This is a genomic window from Microbulbifer sp. ABH2_005 (assembly GCF_056160005.1).
Genome location: NZ_JBSWWI010000001.1, coordinates 3654357 through 3674777, shown reverse-complemented (window position 1 = coordinate 3674777; position 20421 = coordinate 3654357). Strand labels below are relative to the sequence as shown.

At 49.8% G+C, this 20421-nt stretch carries 16 protein-coding genes; 8 read left to right on the top strand and 8 right to left on the bottom strand.

Features of this window, described 5'->3' with window-relative positions:
* The first annotated feature begins 94 nt into the window (after window positions 1–94).
* The 3 genes from ACXAFI_RS15920 (at window position 95) to ACXAFI_RS15910 (ending at window position 5535) form a co-directional block, all read left to right on the top strand.
* Window positions 95–1291 (top strand): efflux RND transporter periplasmic adaptor subunit, encoded by a 1197-nt coding sequence (locus ACXAFI_RS15920; protein ID WP_475109586.1) that lies wholly within the window; start codon window positions 95–97, stop codon window positions 1289–1291.
* Window positions 1292–1293: 2 nt separating this feature from the next.
* Entirely contained in the window at window positions 1294–4446 is a 3153-nt protein-coding gene (locus tag ACXAFI_RS15915; protein WP_475109585.1) for an efflux RND transporter permease subunit, read from the top strand.
* A gap of 150 nt (window positions 4447–4596) precedes the next feature.
* Window positions 4597–5535: a phosphoribulokinase gene (locus ACXAFI_RS15910; RefSeq protein WP_475109584.1), complete on the top strand. Its 939-nt coding sequence runs from the start codon at window positions 4597–4599 to the stop codon at window positions 5533–5535.
* 70 nt (window positions 5536–5605) lie between these two features.
* Here ACXAFI_RS15910 and ACXAFI_RS15905 read toward each other — a convergent pair whose 3' ends face one another.
* Both ACXAFI_RS15905 and ACXAFI_RS15900 read right to left on the bottom strand, forming a co-directional pair.
* On the bottom strand, window positions 5606–6499 hold the full coding sequence (locus ACXAFI_RS15905) for a hypothetical protein (protein WP_475109583.1): 894 nt from the start codon (window positions 6497–6499) through the stop codon (window positions 5606–5608).
* 1685 nt (window positions 6500–8184) lie between these two features.
* Window positions 8185–8589 carry a hypothetical protein gene (locus tag ACXAFI_RS15900; protein WP_475109582.1) on the bottom strand — a complete coding sequence of 135 codons (405 nt, stop codon included), beginning with the start codon at window positions 8587–8589 and terminating at the stop codon, window positions 8185–8187.
* A 158-nt stretch (window positions 8590–8747) separates the two neighbouring features.
* Between ACXAFI_RS15900 and ACXAFI_RS15895 the strand changes: the two genes are divergently transcribed.
* Together ACXAFI_RS15895 and ACXAFI_RS15890 are read left to right on the top strand one after the other, a co-directional pair.
* On the top strand, window positions 8748–9200 hold the full coding sequence (locus ACXAFI_RS15895) for a methylglyoxal synthase (protein ID WP_444921029.1): 453 nt from the start codon (window positions 8748–8750) through the stop codon (window positions 9198–9200).
* Window positions 9201–9385: 185 nt separating this feature from the next.
* Window positions 9386–9808, top strand: a complete 423-nt coding sequence (locus ACXAFI_RS15890; protein ID WP_475109581.1) for an ExbD/TolR family protein — start codon at window positions 9386–9388, stop codon at window positions 9806–9808.
* 132 nt (window positions 9809–9940) lie between these two features.
* Here the strand turns inward: ACXAFI_RS15890 and ACXAFI_RS15885 are convergent, their stop codons facing one another.
* Window positions 9941–10723: a tryptophan 2,3-dioxygenase gene (locus ACXAFI_RS15885; RefSeq protein WP_475109580.1), complete on the bottom strand. Its 783-nt coding sequence runs from the start codon at window positions 10721–10723 to the stop codon at window positions 9941–9943.
* 128 nt (window positions 10724–10851) lie between these two features.
* Here ACXAFI_RS15885 and ACXAFI_RS15880 point away from each other — a divergent pair, with 128 nt between their 5' ends.
* The 3 genes from ACXAFI_RS15880 to ACXAFI_RS15870 all read left to right on the top strand — a co-directional run bounded on the left by ACXAFI_RS15880 (window position 10852) and on the right by ACXAFI_RS15870 (window position 14262).
* A complete protein-coding gene (locus tag ACXAFI_RS15880) occupies window positions 10852–12099 on the top strand; it encodes an allantoate amidohydrolase (protein ID WP_475109579.1) in 1248 nt (415 codons plus the stop codon).
* 85 nt (window positions 12100–12184) lie between these two features.
* Window positions 12185–13105 (top strand): dimethylarginine dimethylaminohydrolase family protein, encoded by a 921-nt coding sequence (locus ACXAFI_RS15875; RefSeq protein WP_475109578.1) that lies wholly within the window; start codon window positions 12185–12187, stop codon window positions 13103–13105.
* A gap of 377 nt (window positions 13106–13482) precedes the next feature.
* Window positions 13483–14262: an enoyl-CoA hydratase gene (locus tag ACXAFI_RS15870; protein WP_444921033.1), complete on the top strand. Its 780-nt coding sequence runs from the start codon at window positions 13483–13485 to the stop codon at window positions 14260–14262.
* Window positions 14263–14298: 36 nt separating this feature from the next.
* On the opposite strand, the gene glpQ is transcribed toward ACXAFI_RS15870, so the two are convergent.
* The 5 genes from glpQ to ACXAFI_RS15845 form a co-directional block, all read right to left on the bottom strand.
* Entirely contained in the window at window positions 14299–15396 is a 1098-nt protein-coding gene (gene glpQ / locus ACXAFI_RS15865) for a glycerophosphodiester phosphodiesterase (protein ID WP_475109577.1), read from the bottom strand.
* 192 nt (window positions 15397–15588) lie between these two features.
* Window positions 15589–17220, bottom strand: a complete 1632-nt coding sequence (locus tag ACXAFI_RS15860; RefSeq protein ID WP_475109576.1) for a long-chain fatty acid--CoA ligase — start codon at window positions 17218–17220, stop codon at window positions 15589–15591.
* Window positions 17221–17575: 355 nt separating this feature from the next.
* The gene (locus ACXAFI_RS15855; protein ID WP_475109575.1) at window positions 17576–19036 is read right to left on the bottom strand and encodes a M48 family metalloprotease; all 1461 of its coding nucleotides are present in this window, start codon (window positions 19034–19036) and stop codon (window positions 17576–17578) included.
* Window positions 19037–19064: 28 nt separating this feature from the next.
* Complete coding sequence (locus tag ACXAFI_RS15850; protein ID WP_152451434.1) at window positions 19065–19727, bottom strand: hypothetical protein; 663 nt, start codon at window positions 19725–19727, stop codon at window positions 19065–19067.
* 11 nt (window positions 19728–19738) lie between these two features.
* Window positions 19739–20407, bottom strand: a complete 669-nt coding sequence (locus tag ACXAFI_RS15845; RefSeq protein WP_444921037.1) for a hypothetical protein — start codon at window positions 20405–20407, stop codon at window positions 19739–19741.
* Window positions 20408–20421 lie beyond the last annotated feature (14 nt).

Genomic DNA, 20421 nt, shown 5'->3' with positions numbered 1-20421 from the left:
ATTTAGGAATATGGCTGGGCTGTGTAAAATTTGGTCTACTCAAATCACTGCGCCAGCGGCGGCAGTTTTATTTGTGCCTGACAGGTTTCTATTTATGAGTGCACTGGTATCCATCTGGTCTAACCGAAATTATCGAATCGCCCTGCTCGTTACCCTGCTGGCCCTTGCCTGGCTGTTCAGTGGAGTTTTATTGCCTGAGAAGGAGGGCGACGACGTTAGCCCTGCTGAAGAGGTTGGAGTTGTGCCCGAGATGGCCATACGGGTTCAGGCTCAGCGAATTGAGGCTCAGTCCTACGCTACACGGGTGTTGGTCAATGGTCATACCGAAGCGAATCGCAGCGTGCGCCTGCGGGCAGAGCTAGATGGCGTTATTTCCCGACTGCCTGTAGCTGAGGGAAGCCAAGTGCGGCAAGGCGAGGTGATTTGTGAAATTGAAGCGGAAGATCGCCTGGAAAAACTGGCCCTGGCCGAGGCTGCATTGAATAAAGCGCGGCTGGATTATGCCGGCGCCGAGCGCTTGAAAAATAAGGGCCTGCAGTCTGATACGGCCATGGCTCAACAGAGCGTTGCCCTGGCACAGGCGCAGGCGGATTTCACTTCGGCCAAGGTGATGGTGGACAACCTGAAAGTTCGCGCGCCTTTTGCTGGTGTGGTGAATAAGCGCGCGGTAGAGCTGGGGGATTTTATTCGCCGGGGTGAGGAGTGTGCGACTCTGCTGGATTTGGATCCGATTCTGGTGGTTGGCGAGGTCTCCGAGAATCAAGTGGGCAATCTGGTTCCAGCGGGTCCGGCTAGCGCAGAATTACAGCGCGGTATCCCGGTTCAGGGCAAGTTGCGTTATATCAGCCAGCAGGCCCAAGAGGTGACCCGCGCTTACCGGGTTGAGGTGGCGGTGAATAATCCCGGTAACCTGTTGCGCGGAGGTTTGAGTGGTCGCCTGGCTCTGCCCACCGGTGAAATACTGGCACACCATATTAATTCCTCGCTACTGACACTGGATGACAGCGGCACATTGGGTGTGCGTGTTCTCGATGAAAACAACCGGGTAGATTTTATCAACGTCACCTTGGTGGGCGATGGGGATGGGGGTGTTTGGGTCAGCGGTTTGCCGGACCCGGTTACCCTGATTACCGTCGGTCAGGAGTATGTGAGCCAGGGCGATATCGTTCGGGTCGATATGCATCCACCAGAGCCCGCACTGAATGCGCAATCCCCATCTGTGGATATTAATCCTGAATTAATGCCCGCCTCAAAGGGGCTGCCCGCACAGGAAGATCAGAAAGGTAACTAGCGATGAAATTATTAGAGAGCGCGATTGAGCGTAATCGCAGCGCTATTTGCCTGATGCTGTTGATTGTCCTTGTGGGGCTGGTGGCTCGCGGCGCTATGACAATTGAGTCTAGCCCTGAAGTGAACCCGCCATTTGTCATGGTTCAGGTTACCCATGAGGGTATATCACCCGAGGATGGTGTACGCCTTTTGGTGCGCCCTCTGGAGCAGGAAATTCGTGCTGTCGAAGGCGTTGTCGAGGTGATTGCGGTCGCCCGCGAGTCCCTGGCCTATATCGTGGTCGAATTTGACTCCGCAATTGATGTGGATGATGCAGTGGATGATATCCGCAATGCGGTGGAGCGAGCTCGTGCAGAACTGCCCAGGGATGCGGAGGAGCCCACCGTTGAGGAGGCATCGGCACAACCCTTCCCCACAATTGTGGTTACCCTCTCCGGGGAAAAAGTCAGTGAGCGGGTACTGCTCAGCAGTGCCCAGCTGCTTAAGCGCAAAATAGAAAATATCAGCGATGTCTTGAGTGCAGATCTACACGGTAATCGCGAAGAGGTGGTCGAGGCAACAATCGACCCGGTGCGTCTGGAACACTACCAAGTGACCAGTGCGGAACTGATTAATGCGGTACTGGGTAATAACCTGCTGATTCCCGCAGGGGAACTGGATACGGATCGCGGACGTTTTTCTGTCAAGGTTCCTGGCCTTATTGAGAGCGCACAGGATGTCTATGAAATCCCACTAAAGAACTCTGCGGATGGTGTGGTTACCCTCGGTGACGTCACCGATATTCGCCGCACCTTTAAGGACGCTGTGAGTTATACCAGTATCAATGGTCGGCCAGGACTCGCTATTAATGTAGAGAAACGCAATGACGCCAGCTCCGTTAATGTGGCCGACCGGGTCAGATCGGTGGTGCAAGAGGAGTTGGGAGCATTGCCCCAGGGCGTAAAAGTCGAGTTTGTTTTTGACCAGTCCAACTTTGCGCGGGATATGGTCAGCGAGATGCAGGGCAATATTCTTACCGCGATGCTGCTGGTGATGATTATCGTGGTGGCCGCCTTGGGATTCCGCTCTGGCATTTTGGTGGGCCTGGGGGTGCCGTTTTCTTTACTATTTGGCTCTATCGTCACATGGTATCTGGGTTATTCCTTCAATTTTATGGTGATGTTTGGCATGTTGCTGGCTCTCGGCATGCTGATCGATGGCTCCATCGTTATTACCGAGTTTGCCGATCGCAAAATGGCTGAAGGTATGAGCGCACGAAACGCTTATATCGCTTCGGTCAGCCGTATGTTTTGGCCGGTGGTAGCCTCCACCGCAACCACGCTCGCCGCTTTCCTACCGATTATGCTTTGGCCGGGGGTAGTCGGAGAGTTCATGCGTTACCTACCGGTCACCGTCTTTGCGGTATTAGCAGGGTCGCTACTCTACGCACTGTTTTTTGCTCCGGTGCTGGGCGCTTTGTTTGGCAAAAGTAATTTGGCCAGTTCCACGCGCAATTATTTAAAGCAGCTAGAAGAGGGGCAGCCCGCGCATTTGCCGGGAATTACTGGTTTCTATGCCCGCTTCTTGGCTTTTGTTCTGCGCAGCCCGGCAATGGCCTTCGCCACTACGATTGTTCTCCTGGTTTCTATTTTTATCGCTTTTGGCCGTTTCGGCGCCGGGGTCGAATTTTTCACCGAGACCGAGGAGCAGTACGGCAACGTTGAGATCCGGGCTCAGGGCAACCTCTCCATGGCTGAGAAGAAAGTATTGGTTGCCCAGGTGGAAAAAGCAGTGCTTAGCATTCCCGAAGTACGGATTGCACATACGACGATCGGCTCCGGTGGGATTTCAGGCAACTCCGATCGCGCACCGGACCAGATTGCCAATATGTTGGTGGAACTACTACCTGCGGAAGAGCGCGAGCGGCGCAGCCGCGATATTTTCGAAGATATCCGTGTGCGTACAGCAGATTTTGCCGGGATCAAGGTCACGGCCAATGTAATGGAAGGGGGCCCGCCAGTCGGCAAGGATATTGTGCTGGAGTTACGTGGGCAGGATTACGAAAAATTGTTGGCGGAAACTTGGCGTCTGCACCGGGCGATGGAGGATGACTTCGGTGGTTTGCGGGATGTTGTGAATACCGCACCACTGCCGGGTATCCAGTGGGAGGTGCGGGTAGACCGTGCCAAGGCTTCCCTGTATGGAGCTGATTTAACTGAGGTGGGGCGAGCGGTTCAGTTGGTGACCAACGGTGTACGCGTGGCGGAGTACCGCCCCGATGACACCGATGAAGAGGTGGATATCCGCATTCGTTATCCGCAGAGTGCTCGCGGTATAGCCGCCCTGGATCAACTAAAAGTAAATACTCCACGCGGTACAGTGCCAATCAGTAGTTTTGTACGGACGGTGGCCATGCCGAAAGTGGACAAGATTGAAAGGATTGATGGTATTACCCGCATGCAGGTAAAAGCCGATGCCCAGGACGGCGTATTACCGGATGACAAGGTGAAAGAAATCCGGGCCTGGCTTGAGCAGAATCCCGTGGATCCCAGTGTGGAGTTACTCTTTCGCGGTGCGGATGAAGAGCAGAATGAGTCCTTCCAGTTTTTAGGTGTGGCTTTTCTGCTTTCACTGTTTTTGATGTTTATCCTGCTAGTAACCCAGTTCAACAGCTTTTATCAGTCGTTGTTGATTTTGTCTTCAGTGATTATGTCGACGATAGGGGTGATGTTGGGATTGTTACTTAGCCAGAGCACATTCAGTGTCATCATGACTGGAGTAGGGATCGTTGCTCTCGCAGGAATTGTGGTTAACAACAATATTGTATTGATCGATACCTATAACTTTGTGCGTAAGAGTGAGCCTGGACTCAGCCCCGCAGAAGCGGCTCTCAAGGCTTCTACACAAAGGTTGCGTCCGGTATTTCTCACTACTGCGACTACGATTCTCGGTTTGTTGCCGTTAGCGCTTGGGGTGAGCGTCGATATGGTGGGAAGAAACGTTGTGGTGGATGGTGTTATTGCTTCCTTTTGGGTCAAGCTGGCTAGTGCCATCGTCTATGGACTGTCTTTCTCCACATTGCTGACGTTACTGGTGACTCCGGTGTTACTGGTTTTGCCAGGGCATTTACGCGATAAATTTTCCAGGAAAAAGGTCCCTAGTCCTCAGTTGAGCTAGGCTAGCTCTTGGTTAGACTATTTTTGTGATCACTACTTACGGGGGCTAATGCCCCCGTTTCTTTATTGTGATTAAAGGATTTGACTAATAGTTGGGGCAAAAGCCGGAGAAAATATTGGGAAACAGTTTGAGCAGAAGTTAGGAACAGAAATGCTTACACACTGGCCGGAAGAGATTACCAAGCTTAGCCGCAAGTTAGCCGGGGAAAGCTTGAGAGAAGAAATTGACAGTTTTATTCAGCAGCATCGGCTTCCCTCGGAGTTCTTCCGGGAGATTGAGGCCTATTACCTGCCATTGGTATTGTGGCTGGCTCAGCGACACCGTGTTGGGCAAACCCTGGTTGTGGGGATCAGTGGTGGCCAGGGCACCGGCAAGTCAACGTTGTCGGATTTTATTTGCCAGGTTCTAACGAGGCTGGGCCTCAACAGCTGTACTTTCTCGATGGATGATATTTACCTGACCCGCTCACAACGTTATCAGCTCTCACAAGAGGTTCACCCGCTCCTATGCACCCGCGGTGTACCGGGTACTCACGATGTTCAATTGGGAATAGAAACTTTGGATGCCCTTCGTAGCGCTCAAGAGCAATCCCAAATACCCCTGCCGCGTTTTGACAAATCCAAAGATGATAGGGTTCCTCGTTCTGGGTGGCCGGTGCATAAGGGTAGGGTGGATATTGTCTTATTTGAGGGTTGGTGTCTTGGCGCTAGGGCATCGGAAACCCCACCGCAGCCTATTAACACACTGGAAAGGACCGAGGATGCTTCCGGCCTCTGGAGAAACTTTATCAATCAGCAGCTGCAAGGGTCTTATATGGAGCTGTTTAAGCGCGTAGATACTATGGTGATGCTGTGTGCGCCAGGAATGGAGTCAATAGCTGTGTGGCGTAAACTGCAGGAACAAAGATTGCGTGAGCGCACTGGCGTGGGTATGCAAGATTCTGAGTTGGATCGCTTTATTGAGCACTACGAGCGGATAACAAGAAATCTTATTAGTGACATGCCCAACTGGGCTGATTGTGTTTTGTTTTTGGGAGAAGACCACTGTATACGAGGGGTCAGGCTTGCTACTGAGAGCGAAAAGAGCTGAAGTGCAGACCCCGGAATTGCCGGGGTCTATTCAGTTGGAGCCGTAGCCCCAACTGAATCGGCTAAGTGACTTACTTAGCCTTGGGTGGGCGACCGCGACCACGCTTTACAGGAGCAGCTTCAGTTGCAGCTGGGGTTGCGGCGTCAACTTTTTTGGGGCGCCCTGGCTTTTTCTTGGCTGCTTCGCTTTTGGCCGGGCGACCGGGCTTCTTTTTCGCAGTTTCTGCCTTTGGCGGGCGGCCGCGACCGCGTTTTACAGGAGCAGCTTCAGTTGTTGCTGCTTCGGTTTCAGTTTTCTTTGGACGGCCAGGCTTTTTCTTGGCGGCTTCGCTTTTGGCTGGACGACCGGGCTTTTTAGCTTCTTCGGTTTTCTTGGGGCGACCTGGCTTTTTCTTCGGCTCTTCAGTGCTAGTGGCCTTTGGCGGACGGCCAGGCTTTTTCTTAGCGGTATCAGCTTTGGCTGGGCGGCCGGGCTTTTTCTTTGCAGCAGTTGTTTTCTTGGCAGCAGCTGCAGCTTTTTTGGCTTCTGCAGCAGCCTTCTTCTTCTCTTCAGCAGCCAGCTTCTTGGCAATCGCGGCTTCTTCTTTAGCGACAACTTTGGCTACTTTAGCGGCAAGCTTGTTTGCCGCTTTGATGTTGGCCAGCTCTTCTTTAGCATTTGCAGCAGCAGTTTTGGCCTCTGCAGCGGCTGTTTTAGCTGCTGCGGCAGCATCGCGAGCTTTCTTCAGCTGGTTTTGTTGTGCTGGAGTTTTCTTCTTGGCGCGAACAGCGGCAACTTTTTCTTGAGTAGCTTTCGCTTTCTCTGCGGCTTTCTTGGCACTGTTTGCCAACTTTTCCACTTGAGCAGTCAGGTCCTTCTCTTGTTTGAGACGGGCGCTTTCCAGTTTGGTGGTAAGAGAGCGCAGTTCTGCTTCCAATTGTGCAATATCGCCAGTGGCGACTGCGGGTGCTTTTTTAGTAGCCATTTAAATTTCCCTGCAAAAGTATTGTTTTGTTAAATGGGGGCATTCCTATCAATTATTCTCAGCCATCTTCACAGTGATTTGCACTGCCGAAGACGTCTGTTTTCGGCAGAAAACAATTGATAGTGAGTCCCCCCAAGAGAGCGGCGCTAATTGCAGCTTATTTGTATACCTAAATGCAAGTGTTTTATAAGGAATTTTGCTATTTCCTATAAAAAAAATTGGATTTTTTTATATATTTTCAACTTCAGGGCCTAAAAGGAGAGTTTTCAGAGGTGAATGAGTAAAATTTACATAGCCGGGGATGGTTTTGTTTTTCTTTCAAAGCATTAAGCAAAATGAGTAACCGCAAGTGAATAGTTGAGTAATTTCCTATGGATTGTCGGCGGCTTCCGTTTTTTGCTAAGGAGATAAAACCTATATGTATTTGCAGGTCTGACGCGACTCAAACTCTGGCTGGAGAAGTTGTGTATAGGTGGAGTATCTGGTTAACAAAACTTAACGGACTGTAATCGGTGAATTCTTAGTATCTGCTGTCTGTAACAGAGGATCTTTACCGGCTTGTTCAGGGGGTAAGAGTTCCCATCCTAGAGTTGTTGAATAAAAACGCTCGATGCTCGGTTTGCTCATTGGCCTTGCAGTTAAAGAAACACTGAGTCAACTCATGAAACTTGTGCTTCCCTGATTAAGTCACAGGCCATGTGTGGCTTAGTAGAGGTATCCAGTTCCTGTAAGAAACCCTATGGAGGGGCATGGCTCCCTGTGGAAACTTGCATAGATGGGCCTTGAGAGTAGCTGTGATTACAGTACTGCTTTCGCCGGCGGCTAATATATACAGTGATCCACACTTTACCTTTAAAGCCTAAAAGCCCACTAGAAGAGGGGAGTCGCTATTTGGGTATCAGGAAAGAATGCACTGCACGCGAGGCGCACTGTGAATATATCCTTGTGAGCTCGTAATCGGTATCCATGCCTCATACGGTGCCGAGCGCAATGTGTTCCTTCCCCTTTTTAGTTTTAGGCACTTTCCTGAATGTACACACCCATCTTTGATTATTGATATAGCCTTTGTGTTTATAGGGATATTGCCTGGATTGAGTTCAATATCTACGAAGAATTTTCCCATTGGTGTCAGCAGTCGATTTGCTTTTGCCAGAGATTCGAGGAGGGATCTTTGTGAAATAAGTGCAACTAGTATCACCTTTTCATGGCTGGAGTTAACTGGGCCACGAATGCAATAGCAAAAAGTTAGTGGGTATTCGCTGAGTTATAAGATTTCAAAGATTTTGAAATTTGTAACTTGCTGAATAGGCATATTGAAAGGGAATTCTTTGTTATCTAGTGACAGCCTATCTCCTTCTTAACCCTATCTTGCCCGTTAAAGGCCCTTGTCTTAATAATGGTAAAGGCGGGCTCTCCAATTGGGCTTCGCAATGTTCTTTCCTGAAAACAACTTTAACCTTGCCCTGGCAATACTTAGTTAGCCTGTTATTGTCTTGAAATGGACTTTGTCAGTGACAGGGATCACGGGATACAGGCTGGAATGTTTCAAGGTTTCTGAACTGTATTAGAGAGGCCGGGTGATTCTTTTTAAGACGTCGATCACTTTGTAGAGAAGACTAGGTGATAGAGGATAGCTTAGTGGCTCTATCACCGTGTCATTAAGAATGGCTATTGTCTTAAATCGGTTATAGCGGTCCGTAAGGAAGGTAGCGGTTATTGGAGTGTTGGCGAATCCAGAGCAGTTGCTCTTTTTGTAGTGGAGCTTTGCGATTGCGTAACTCTTTTGCCAGGGGAATCACAGCGGACTCTGCTCCTGCATCCCATCCAGTCAATTCCATTTCTGCGAGAGTAAAGAAGCGTATGAGCTGCCACAGCTGCTCGTTATTCCAATGTTGGCTTTCCTCTAACCATTGTTGAGCAGGCAGGCGAATAAGCTGTGATGCTCTTAGGTCTTCCTCATTTAGTTTATCGCTTAGGCTGTTATCAGAGGTGGCAACACTGATAAGCCTCTGCAATTGATCCCGGTCGAATTCCCAATGGTTTTCTTCTTGCTGGCCACTCACCTGTGGCTCCCAGGCTCCTACGCTCATATTCTCTCCTTATTTAGGTACGAGGTTTTGAATATTATACCGGGGTGAACCTATTTCTGTTGAAAGCAATTCCGTAATACACCGTTGGATCGGGAGGAAGAGAACAACTTCCGTGTGATTGGGATAATATAGAAGCGTTATATTTTGTTGAGGTCCTCATGGAATTTATCTCTAAGGCGCTACCTGCGAGTAAACGCATTGCTCTGGTTGCCCATGACAATCGCAAGGGGGCTATGATTCAATGGTGCCTTCGACACCGCTCCCTACTGGAAAAGCACAGCCTTCTGGCCACTGGCACAACGGGCGGAAAGATAGAGGAAGCTACTGGCCTTAAAGTGGAAAAGCTCCTGAGCGGCCCCTTGGGTGGCGATCAGCAATTGGGAGCCCGTATCAGTGAAGGGGTAGTAGACCTGCTGGTCTTCTTCTGGGACCCCTTTGAGCCCATGCCCCATGATCCAGACGTAAAGGCACTGCTGCGGATTGCGGCGGCCTGGAATATTCCTGTGGCCTGTAACTCGAGTAGTGCCGATATGATCATCCAATCGGCCCTGATGGACTGTGAATTTGACCGTGAAGTACCCGATTATCAGCGTTATCTGGAGCAGCGCTAGTCGGATTTTTCGATCAAAAATTGACCTAATCGCTTGAGGCTTTTCTATAACTCATTGATTTGTAAGAGTTATTTCCTTGGGTTATAGGTTGTACTTGCAATGCCCGGCGATTCGCGGCAATCTTGCCCACCAGATGAGACCGGTTAAACCGGCACCCTTGGTATTTGATAACAGCACGGTGTTTTATGAGTAGACGACGCGGAAAGGCCGTAGAAGAAGAAAAGGCGGATATCGACCTGACGCCCATGCTGGACGTAGTGTTCATCATGCTCATCTTCTTTATCGTAACGGCGTCCTTTGTAAAAGAGAAAGCGTTGGACGTAAATGTGCCTGATCCAAATCAGACCCAGGACAATCCGCCTGATCCAGACAAGCAAAATATCCTGCTGGTTGTGAACGCCAACGACGAGATCACTTTAAGTGGTAGCCGCATCGATAGCCGCGCTGTTCGCGCTCGTATCGCGCAGCTGTATGCCGAGAATCCTCAAGCCATTGTGATTGTACGTGCGCACAACAAATCCAGTGCTGACACCTATGTACAGATCGCAGATGCTGCCAAGGAAGTGAGCCCGGGAATCCAGGTATCTCTGGTGCCCTTCGAGAAGTAATTCAGCGAGAAGTCAGTCTGCTTCTGCAGAAGAGTAAAAAGCCAGCAAGTTGCTGGCTTTTTTTATGCCTGTCTCTATTTGTTGAAAGTCAAAAAACGAGTCTTTCAACAGGGAATGTGTAGCCTTTGACCGTTAGAGTTCAGCGCGAATGGCCCAGAGATCGGGAAATACCGCTTTGAATAGAGTGTTCTTCAGATATCCAACACCGCTGGAACCCCCTGTGCCCATCTTGCTGCCAATCGTCCGCTCTACCATTTTTACATGTCGATAGCGCCATTGTTGTAAAGAAGAGTCGATATCGACCAGGGCCTCGCAGATTTCACTCAGCAGGGGGTCATTGCGATAGATATCGATGAGAACTTTTTGTATTGCTGGAGACGGCTCGGCAACTTGGCAAAAGTCCCGGTTTAATTCTTGTGCAGGTACCGGGTGACCTTCGTGAACCAGGAATCTCAGGAATGCATCCCACAAGGTTGGAGCTTCCAACCGCTTCATTAGGCGCTGGTAGTGGTCCGAGCCGGGCTCATAATTCTCCAGTTTTTTTGGATCTTTGGACCCGTAGAGGAATTCCAGCTCGCGGAACTGAAACGACTGAAAACCACTGGCGGTTGATAGGCGGTTGCGGAATGATAAGAATTCCAATGGTGTCAGGGTCTCAAGGATGTCCACTTGTTGGATCAGCGTGCGATAGATCGTATCTACACGTTTTAGGGTGTGTAGTGCGCGGTTGCGTTCGCCGTTATTGAAGAGCCGCACCAGAAAGTCCAGTTCATGTAACATCTGCTTAAACCACAGCTCGTAGCTCTGGTGTATCACAATAAATAGAAGTTCATCGTGTTCAGGGCCATCGGAAAGGGGTTTCTGGCACTCAAGCAGCTCGTCAATTTTCAAGTATGAGCTATAGGTGAGAGTCATTTGGGCGTATTCCTGGTCGAGTTTTGATCAGCGGCGAAATAATGCTCTCTTTAATCTGCCCGGATCAAAACATAAGTTTTGGCAAAGCGATTAGTATGATCCTCAATATTAGGCCCGGAGTTCTTTGAATGGAAAACCCCGCACAACAAATGCGTATCGACGGCGCGCGTCTCTGGCAAAGTCTTATGCAAATGGCTGAAATCGGTGCAACCCCAGCTGGTGGTTGTAACCGGCAGGCACTGACCGATGAGGATCGCAAAGGGCGCGACCTGTTCGTACGCTGGTGCCGGGAAATCGGCTGTGAAATTCGTGTGGATCGCATGGGTAATATCTTTGCCCGGCGTCCTGGCACCGACAATAACCTGCCCGCGGTAATTACAGGGTCACATCTGGATACCCAGCCCACCGGTGGAAAGTTTGATGGTGTGTACGGTGTATTGGCCGGTCTCGAAGTGTTGCGCACCCTTGAGGAGCGCGGGGTCCAAACCAAGGCCCCCCTGGAGGTGGTGGTCTGGACTAACGAAGAAGGGGCTCGCTTCTCCCCCGCTATGGTGGGATCTGGAGTTTGGGCTGGAGAGTTCAGCCTCGATTATGGCCACAGCCGCATGGATAAGTCCGGGGTCACAATCGGCCAGGAACTGGAACGCATCGGATACTTGGGACCCGAACCTGTCCAGCCGACACCGATTAAGGCCGCCTTTGAGGCACATATTGAGCAAGGGCCAATTTTAGAAAAGCAGGATCAGGTGATTGGTGTCGTCACCGGGGTGCAGGGGATTCGTTGGTACGATGTCACCTTCTTTGGAACTCCCTGTCACGCGGGACCCACCCCAATGGAAGATCGTCGCGATCCTGTGCAGGCCATGGCGTGGCTGTGTGAGAAGCTTTACGGAGAAGTGAGGGCTTACTCTACAGATGCCAGAATTACCTGTGGTGATTTGCGTGCAGCGCCAGGCAGCCGCAACACAGTGCCGGAAAAAGTCGTTCTTGCGCTGGATTTACGTCATCCGACACCGGAAGGGTTAGAGCACTTGCACCGTACCCTCTATCGGGTAGCTGAGCAGGTTCAGGAAGCCAGTGGTGCCGCCATTGATGTACGCGAAGAGTGGTACTCACCGCCTGTGGCATTCGATAAAGGCTGTGTCGAGGCGGTAGATAGTGCAGTGCAGAACTTGGGTTACAGTCATCGCAAGATGGTTTCTGGAGCTGGGCACGACTCGGTCTATGTCTCTCGGGTTGCACCCGTGTCAATGATTTTCGTGCCCTGTGCCGGGGGGCTTTCACACAATGAGGCGGAGTCGGCTGAACCGGGACACCTGGAAGCCGGCTGTAACGTCCTGTTACATGCCATGTTAAATAGCGCCGAAGTGGGCTGATTATCCCTGCTAATCAATATGAAATAAGAATGCCTGGCGAGTCCGCAGGACTGGCTGTGGTCCTATAAACCGATTTGGATTGATCATGAGTGAATTTACCTTGAAGTACCGCAAGGACAACGGCGGTACTGCTCCACTGACTAACTGGGGAATGGACTCCGAGTACGGTGTATTGCGCGATGTACTAATCGGTCCGGTGGATAATTTCAGCTGGCGCACAGGAAATGCCAGTGCCCGTCGCGCCGAGCGCTTGGGAATGCAGTTCGACCACAAAGTGGCTGAGGCGCAACACAAAGAAATGCTGGATGCCTACCGCCATGCGGGAGTGACTACCCACCTGATTCCGGCAGACAGCAGCCTGCCTTACCAGATCTATGGGCGTGACTCTTCAGTAATGACCCCCTGGGGGCCAATTGTCACGCAAATGTTTAGCCCATGGCGCCGGGGGGAGTGGGCTCCCATCGTCAAGAAGTATGCTGAACTGGAAATTCCTATTTACGATGTCATCACCGCCGGCTCTTTGGAAGGTGGCGATTTTATGGTGCTGGAGCCGGGAGTTATTCTGTGTGGCTATTCCGGTGAACGCACCAGTCCCCAGGGTTTTGCACAGATGAAGAGCTGGGTAGAGAAGGAGGGCTGGGAAGTGAAAGGCTACCAGTTTGATCCTTTCTTCCTACATATCGATGTTTTGGTGGCGATGTTGGCGGAAAAGCTTGCGGCTATCTGTGTCGATGCCGTAGAACCTGAGCTGGTGCAGTGGTTCAAGAGCCGCAATATCGAGATTATCGATATTCCCTTCCCGCAAGTGCTGGAGCTGGGAGTCAATGTGGTGGCCCTGGGGAATGATCGAGTGATGCTACCCAAAGCCAATACCGGCCTCGCCGAGAAGTGCAGGGCCCACGGTCTGGAGGTCATTGATCCAGATATTTCCATGATTACTCCAGGGGGAGGCGGCGTTCACTGCATGTGCCAGCCTCTGCGTAGAGATTCCGCACTAAAGCCTTAATCGGCAATCTAAGCGAATAGCCCGGTGCCGATGTTCTACCGGGCTATTCCCGTCAACGAATGTGGTTGTTTATGAACTCGCCTCTGAGGGTGCAGCGGTTAATATGAATCGCCTGTCAAAGGCGGCTCGCGGCTATTTACCTGGATATCAAGCCTTTTGTGCTAACTAATAAGATGAAAGTTGCTACCCTTTGTGGACCGCAACGCAATTTTACGCCTATCGACTGTAATCAGCTGTTTTCGCGGTTGCACGCTTAGGCATCAATCCTATTAGTATCCCGGAAGAACGATGAAGAGCTCTGTGTTTACTCGCGGCTCTGTTTTTTAGCCACTAACGGCTGTCTATCAGTCTCAAATGATTCGAACCCGGAGAACATTATGCAAAGCGCATGCGCGGAAATTCAGGCCCAGGTCAACGAGCGTATCCTGGAAATAACTATCAATCGCCCTGAGCGCAAAAATGCACTGACTATGGCGATGTACACTGCCATGGCGGAGCTCCTCAATAGTGCTGTCAATAATACTGATATCCGCGTAGTTATCCTCACTGGTGCTGAAGGTATTTTTACCAGTGGTAACGATTTGGCAGATTTTCTCGGCGGTTCCGCGGAAGGGGAGGAGTCTCCGGTCTTCCAGTTTATGAGTGCGCTCTATAACTTTCCCAAGCCGGTGGTTGCTGCCGTGAATGGTCCGGCAGTGGGGATCGGCACCACGATGCTGTTGCACTGTGACCTATCATTTGCCGGTCATGATGCCATGTTCCAGATGCCATTTGTGAACTTGGGGCTTTGTCCTGAGTATGGTTCCAGTTATCTGCTGCCCCGTATTGCCGGTCACGCAAAGGCATCGGAGTTGCTGCTGTTAGGCAAAAAATTTAGCGCTCAAGAAGCGGTCAATATTGGTATCTGTAATGAGGCAGTTGAACCTGAACAGGCAATTGTACGTGCTCGTGAAGTGGCTGTTGAGCTAGCAGCTAAGGCACCGGCTGCCGTGCGCCTGTCTAAGCAGCTATTGCGTCGCGCGACTCAAGAAAAGGGGTTGGAGTTTATTCAGGAGGAAGGTCGCCATTTCCAGGATCGTCTCACTTCTGAGGAATTTAAAGAGGCGGCAACCGCCTTTATGGAGAAGCGTCCTGCAGACTTCTCTAAGTTTAATTAGGAAAATGGCCGCTTATGCGGCCATTTTTTTAGTTGCTTAGTATCCGCTTTTTCTATGGTGTGGACGGGAAAGGTAATTGACAGCTTGATCGGGCTGGTCAGTGAAAATACCATCCACTCGCAGTTGGTAGGCGGCAAAGTGGAGGAATTGGTTAAAGCTTTTGAATTCCTCTGGCAGCTTTTCCGGGTCGGCGCGGAAAGTGTAAGGGTGAACCTGAAGGTCCCTGCGATGGGCCCGGCGAACTACATTGTTTGCCCTTGGCTGACCATTCTCAACTTCCATCAACATGGGATACCAGGGGCCGATGCCATCGGCATAGCTGGCAATTTTACGTAAGCCGCCACGCTCCAGCATCCAGTCGTAATCGTAGTTTTGGATGGTGCCGTTAATTTCAATCAGTTTTTCTCCCCAACTCGTTGCCGCAATAAGCTGGACTAGGGGAAGATCCATACCCATTGCGGGCATTAATTCAAACTTAATGCGTTGTAATTCCTCGGCATCGAAGCTTTGTAAGAAAACCTTTTGTTGCTTGTCGCTGTAACCGTATTCCTTGAGTTTTTGTAGGGCAATTGCAGCGATATCTTTGCCTTCCCAGTGGTGAAAATAGGGTTTTTTAATTTCAGGATAAATACCGATATCGTAGCCAAGGGATTTATTTAAGCCCTGTATTAGTTCCAACTCTTCTTCGAAAGTGGATAGTTGGAAGCTGGACTTCCAAAGAGGGAAACGATGTGGATATTTTGCCTGAGGGCCGTCTTCACCTATAGAAAAGACTTCGCTAACTTGGAGTTCTTTTAGCTCCTCTAAAGTGAAATCGATCGTGTAGTAGTGCCCATCTTCACGGGCGCGCCCAGGAAATACTTCCGCCACATTGGTTGTACTATCGAGATAGATATCATGCATCACAATCAAGTGATCATCTTTGCTAAGCACCAAATCCTGCTCGATATAGTCCGGTCGCATGGCATAGGCCATGGCCTTCGCTTCGAGAGTATGCTCTGGTAAATAAGCCGATGCACCTCGATGTGCGATGACCATAGTGGTCTTCACAGCACCGACGTTGTTGTCGGCACAAGTGATGTTCGCAGTGGCTGAACCGATGATCAATAAAGTAGACAAAATTCTTTTGAACATTTGCAAGAGATCCCAGATAAGTGTGGGAAGCTTTCTAGCAAAAGAATATGACAGAGATATATCAGCGCTAAGGAAGCTCAATAGAGTGTGAACCACAGGGCATTTAGTTATTGCCATAGGTTTTAAGAAGTTAACCGGGCTGACTGCCCGGTTAGTCGGGGGTTCGAATATACTGAGCGTTATGCCGGAGCTTTATACTGATACCTCTTGGGACCATAGGTGTTGGGAAAATTGTTGTCGCAAGTCTTTTTTGCTGATTTTTCCCGTAGCGGTATGAGGAATTTCTGCGGTGATGATGCAATCATCGGGAATCCACCATTTCGCAAAACGTCCATGATAGGCGCTGAGAATTTTCTCAGCTTCGGGTTCCTTACCCGTCTCTGGGACTACGATCAATAGAGGTCGCTCGGCCCATTTTTCATGAGGTACCCCTATAACAGCTGCCTCGGCGACACCATCGAGGGTCATGGCAAAATTTTCCAGCTCTATGGAAGAAATCCATTCTCCACCAGATTTGATCACGTCCTTGGTGCGGTCAGTAATGGTTAGATATCCAGCAGGATCTATAGTGGCTACGTCTCCGGTATCAAACCAGCCATCGGCGGTAAGGGCTGACTCCTCCGCTTTATAGTAGCGCTCGCAAACCCAGGGACCTCGTACCTGCAGTGCGCCAAATGCAGTACCGTCGTGAGGCAGGGGGCTACCTAGGGGATCGACAATACGCATTTCCACGCCAAAGCCAGCGCGCCCCTGTTTTAGGCGCAAAGCTTTGGCATCACCGGCCGACAATTTGTTGTCCACTCGGGCATTGTAAGTGCCTAGTGGGCTCATCTCTGTCATACCCCATGCATGGTGTGTGTAGACACCATGCTTCTCCTCAAATTCTTCCATAATGCTCCAGGGGCAGGCAGAACCGCCGACGACCACGCGGTTAAGGCTGGGGATGGTTTCTCCGGTTTCGCGCAGGTATTTGAGTAGCGCCAACCAAACGGTAGGCACGCCTGCAGCAATAGTGACAGACTCCTGTTGCATAAACCGACTGAGTGTCTCGCCGCAACCCATTTTGGGGCCGGGTAGTACCAGCTTGGCACCCACTGCTGGTGCCGCATAAGGGATAGACCAGGCATTAACATGAAACATGGGAACAACGGGAAGGATGGCTTCATTTTGCCGAATGGCAAACACGTCCGGCATTAGTACCCCGTAAGTGTGTAGTGTCATTGAGCGGTGGGAGTAGAGCACACCCTTAGGATTACCCGTTGTGCCTGAGGTATAGCAAAGTGCGGCAGCACTCTGCTCATTCAGTTCCGGCCACTGGAAATTATCGGAATGATTATGGAGGAGTTCCTCATAACAAAAGTAATTTTCCAGAGTGCTCTGGGGCATATGGGCTTTATCAGTCAAGACGACAAAGCCCTCTACACTGGTGAGCCTATCGGCAAGTTTCTCAATGAGCGTAACAAAAATAGGATCAATAAACAGCCAGCGGTCCTCGGCATGTTCGATAATGTAGTGAATTTGTTCAGGGAATAAACGTGGATTAATGGTGTGGCAAACAAGCCCGCTACATGATGTTGCGTAGTAAAGTTCAAAGTGGCGATGATCATTCCAGGCTAGAGTACCAATACGATCGCCGCGTTTGGCGCCCAGTCGGGATAGTGCCTGGGCAAGCTGGGCGGAGCGTTTAAAAGCTTCTTTGTAGGTGTAACGGAAGTGTGGATTATCCGCAGTAACAGAGACTATTTCACTATTAGGTGAATTGCTTAAGGCGTGTTGCATGATACCGGTGAGGGTAAGTTGAGACTGCATCATCATGCCGTTCATTTAAAGCTCCTATTATTATGGTTATGCCTACTTTCAATAATTAATCCATGGAAAATAGAAAAAGGGATAATCTCAGGTTCGTCTATTCTTTTGGGCTTCTAGCTAAATAACATTCTGCCTTGGATGCAAGAAGTTACTTACCTTTTATGCTCAATAATGGTATCTCTTTCTCAAAGAGGTTGGAGCACAGTATGCTCTATACTCATCCTTATTATTAAGTTACCTCAACAAAGGGATAGTAGATCCGTTATAGACCTCTCGCACATTGTTATCTAATTCTTTGTGCAATTTGAACTAGATATACAGAATATTGATATGAATGCCAAGGGCAATTGTAAGGTTTGAGCTGTATTTCTTATTGTATTATTTTAATCCACTCACCGGGTTCAGGTTCGCCGCGAGGATAATAACCATTGAGTAGTCGCAGCTGCTCCTCTGCATACTCTCCAATTTCCATATGCCTTGCCAAAGAGGAAAAAGTGGTTTTTTCTGTGGCTTTAACGTAGCGCAGCCGTCTGATATCCTTCTCTACAATATCCGTTTCTCGCAAGGGCCTAAAGCTGCGAATACTGGTTAAAAACAAGGTGTCATATTGTTCCAGATCATCCTTTTTATGGGATGATGAATCGGTAATTTTACCCTCCAGCATGAATTGCCGGCTTCCATAATAGATAATCGCAACCCTATCCGGATCAACATTTTCCTTTTCCACTGAGGGGACTTTTCCTGTATAACCCTCTAGTCGATATTGATTCAGTTTTTCACTTTGTTCCAGCTTGCGTATATCATACTCTTCCCTCAAGGCCATATCTGCGGGTTGATTACCCTCGCGTTTAGCGACCTTAATAGTAATAGTTGCTGACTTGTCTGGGGCTGTGCCTACAATGGAAGAGCGCTGATTATCTACTGTCCAGCCATCGGGAAACAGTAACGAGAACCCCAGACGCTTGTGATTAAAACGGTTTTTATTGGACTGCCTGGCATTATCGCCATAAATTAGGCCATCGGTTTTCTCGCGATAGTAGGCTACTTTTACATCTTTGCTTTCTTCGGGAAGAGTGCCCGCTGCCTTAACCACTTCCTGTAGGCGAATATCGTTCCTGGGATGAGTGGAGAATACGCCATGATACGTTTGCGGCTTCTTTCCCTCGACACGAGCGCGTCTACGGGCAAAGGTTTCCTGGTCTTTTAATATGCCGAGCACACTGATCATAGCTGTGGGGTCATAGCCGGCCTTGAACATATACTGAGCACCGAAGCGGTCAGCCTCTAATTCCATCTCCCTGCCATAACCTTTTACCGCGGCGGTGCTCCAGAGGTTGGCGGCATCGCCAACAACCCGACTGCCGGTAACCAGCACAGATAAAACTGATGCGGCACTGGCACCGGTGGCTGCAGTCTTCTGTCGTACGGCATGACGCGCAGTAATGTGCCCAATCTCATGTGCAAGAACAGCTGCCATTTCTGCTTCTGAGTGAAGGTAGGTGAGAAGACCGCGATTGATATAGACATAGCCTCCAGGCAAGGCAAAGGCATTGATATCCTGGCTGTCGATAATGGTAAAGTGATACTTGAGGTCGGGTCTGTCGCTGGCTGCTGCCACCTTTTGCCCTACATGATTAACATAGGCTGTGAGTACGGGGTCCTGGTAAATGGGAGTGTTTTCTATCAGCTCTTCATGCATTTCCTTACCAATAGAAATTTCCTTGTCCTCTGACATCAATACCAGGTCAGGGCGATTGGTGGCTGGATTGAATGCACAGGCTGTACATGCAGCAACCAGTATTGATACACACAGTCGAAAAACATTCAGCATTACCTCAGCCTCCCTGCTTATAGTTTGATTATGAACTTGTTCTTACTGCGGGTATTAAGAACTGCTGTAGTTGAACGGCCATTCCTTTGCAGGCATTGTTCTGTACTCGAGCGATCAAGGGGATGGGAATCACGATAGCGGGCATATAGGATGTACCTTTGGCGTCTGCGCTAAGTTTTCCGGAGAGCTCCCGGTCGCGAAAATCCCACACGGCTGCTTCATAATCGGATTCCTTGTCCCAGGTGCCGAAGCCAAAACAGCCAGCCCCTCCGGTACTGATGGTGCAGCTGATAGAACCAGCACTGGCAGTGGTTTCTGTGGAACCGTCTATCCAGACTATGTATTTAACCCCATAGGATTCCATGCGCTCCCGAACTTCTTTATTCTCCATCAGACGATCGAGTGAACGGACATGCATTGGTGCGGTTCTGGGCTCGAACCAAGGGTACATAATATCGACAAACTCTTTTTCGGGGATAATGTTAACCCCCATTTCTGGGTTGTGTAGCTCCCTGCCGACACAGGCGATAAGGTTAGGTTCTGTTTCATAATCGCTGGAATGACGACGTCCTAGTATCACCACGGAATCCCCAGCTGCAAGCTCACCGTCGCTGCGCCTGTACTCATCAATAACTACGGTGGTACAGCCGCTGAGGATTACCAGGGTTAAAACAATAAATGGCTTGAACACAATAAAATCCTCTATTCAGCCTGTGGGGACTTCACTTTAAATTCCTGTAAAGAGGCAGATCTGACCTTGCCAGAAAGAAATGCCTGTAGCTCTGGTACCTTCTCAAAACCTGTATACAAAGTTGCCCCTGCATCTCGCAGGGCGATATTGATCGCCTGAGTTAAAGCTTGCTCCTGAGACTGCAGAAAGGCTGTCGGTGTCTTGCCGTAAGCGGTAATTACCCAGCTGGCCACCTGGTTACCCCGGGAGTCATAGGCGTTCATGTCATACTTGATCCAGACCTCAAAAATATTAACTCTGGTCTCTCGAGGCATAGTAAATTGGAGTTCACGAACCTCCGGGACTATGACGAGTTCTACATTGGCGGGCACATCCTTAGGGTATTCAGATAGAGAAATAGTGTTAATAAACATGGAGCCGAGAACCGTTTCAAATAAATTTTCCTGGGCTCTGCCAGTGTTTATTTTCCACTCTTCACGGTCTTCACTATCTTCTTGATAGGTGTAATTTTTGAAATCCTCGCTGAGGTAGATTCCTACAGAGAGAGGAAATTGATGGCCTACAGGGGCTGGATAATTTCCTTCAACCTGAACTGTATGTGAGCAGGCTGTGACAATGAGAGAGAGAAGAACCACAATCGCCAGATGAAATGTGGAATCCTCCTTTATCCTGTACTTCATGAATGACTCCTGGT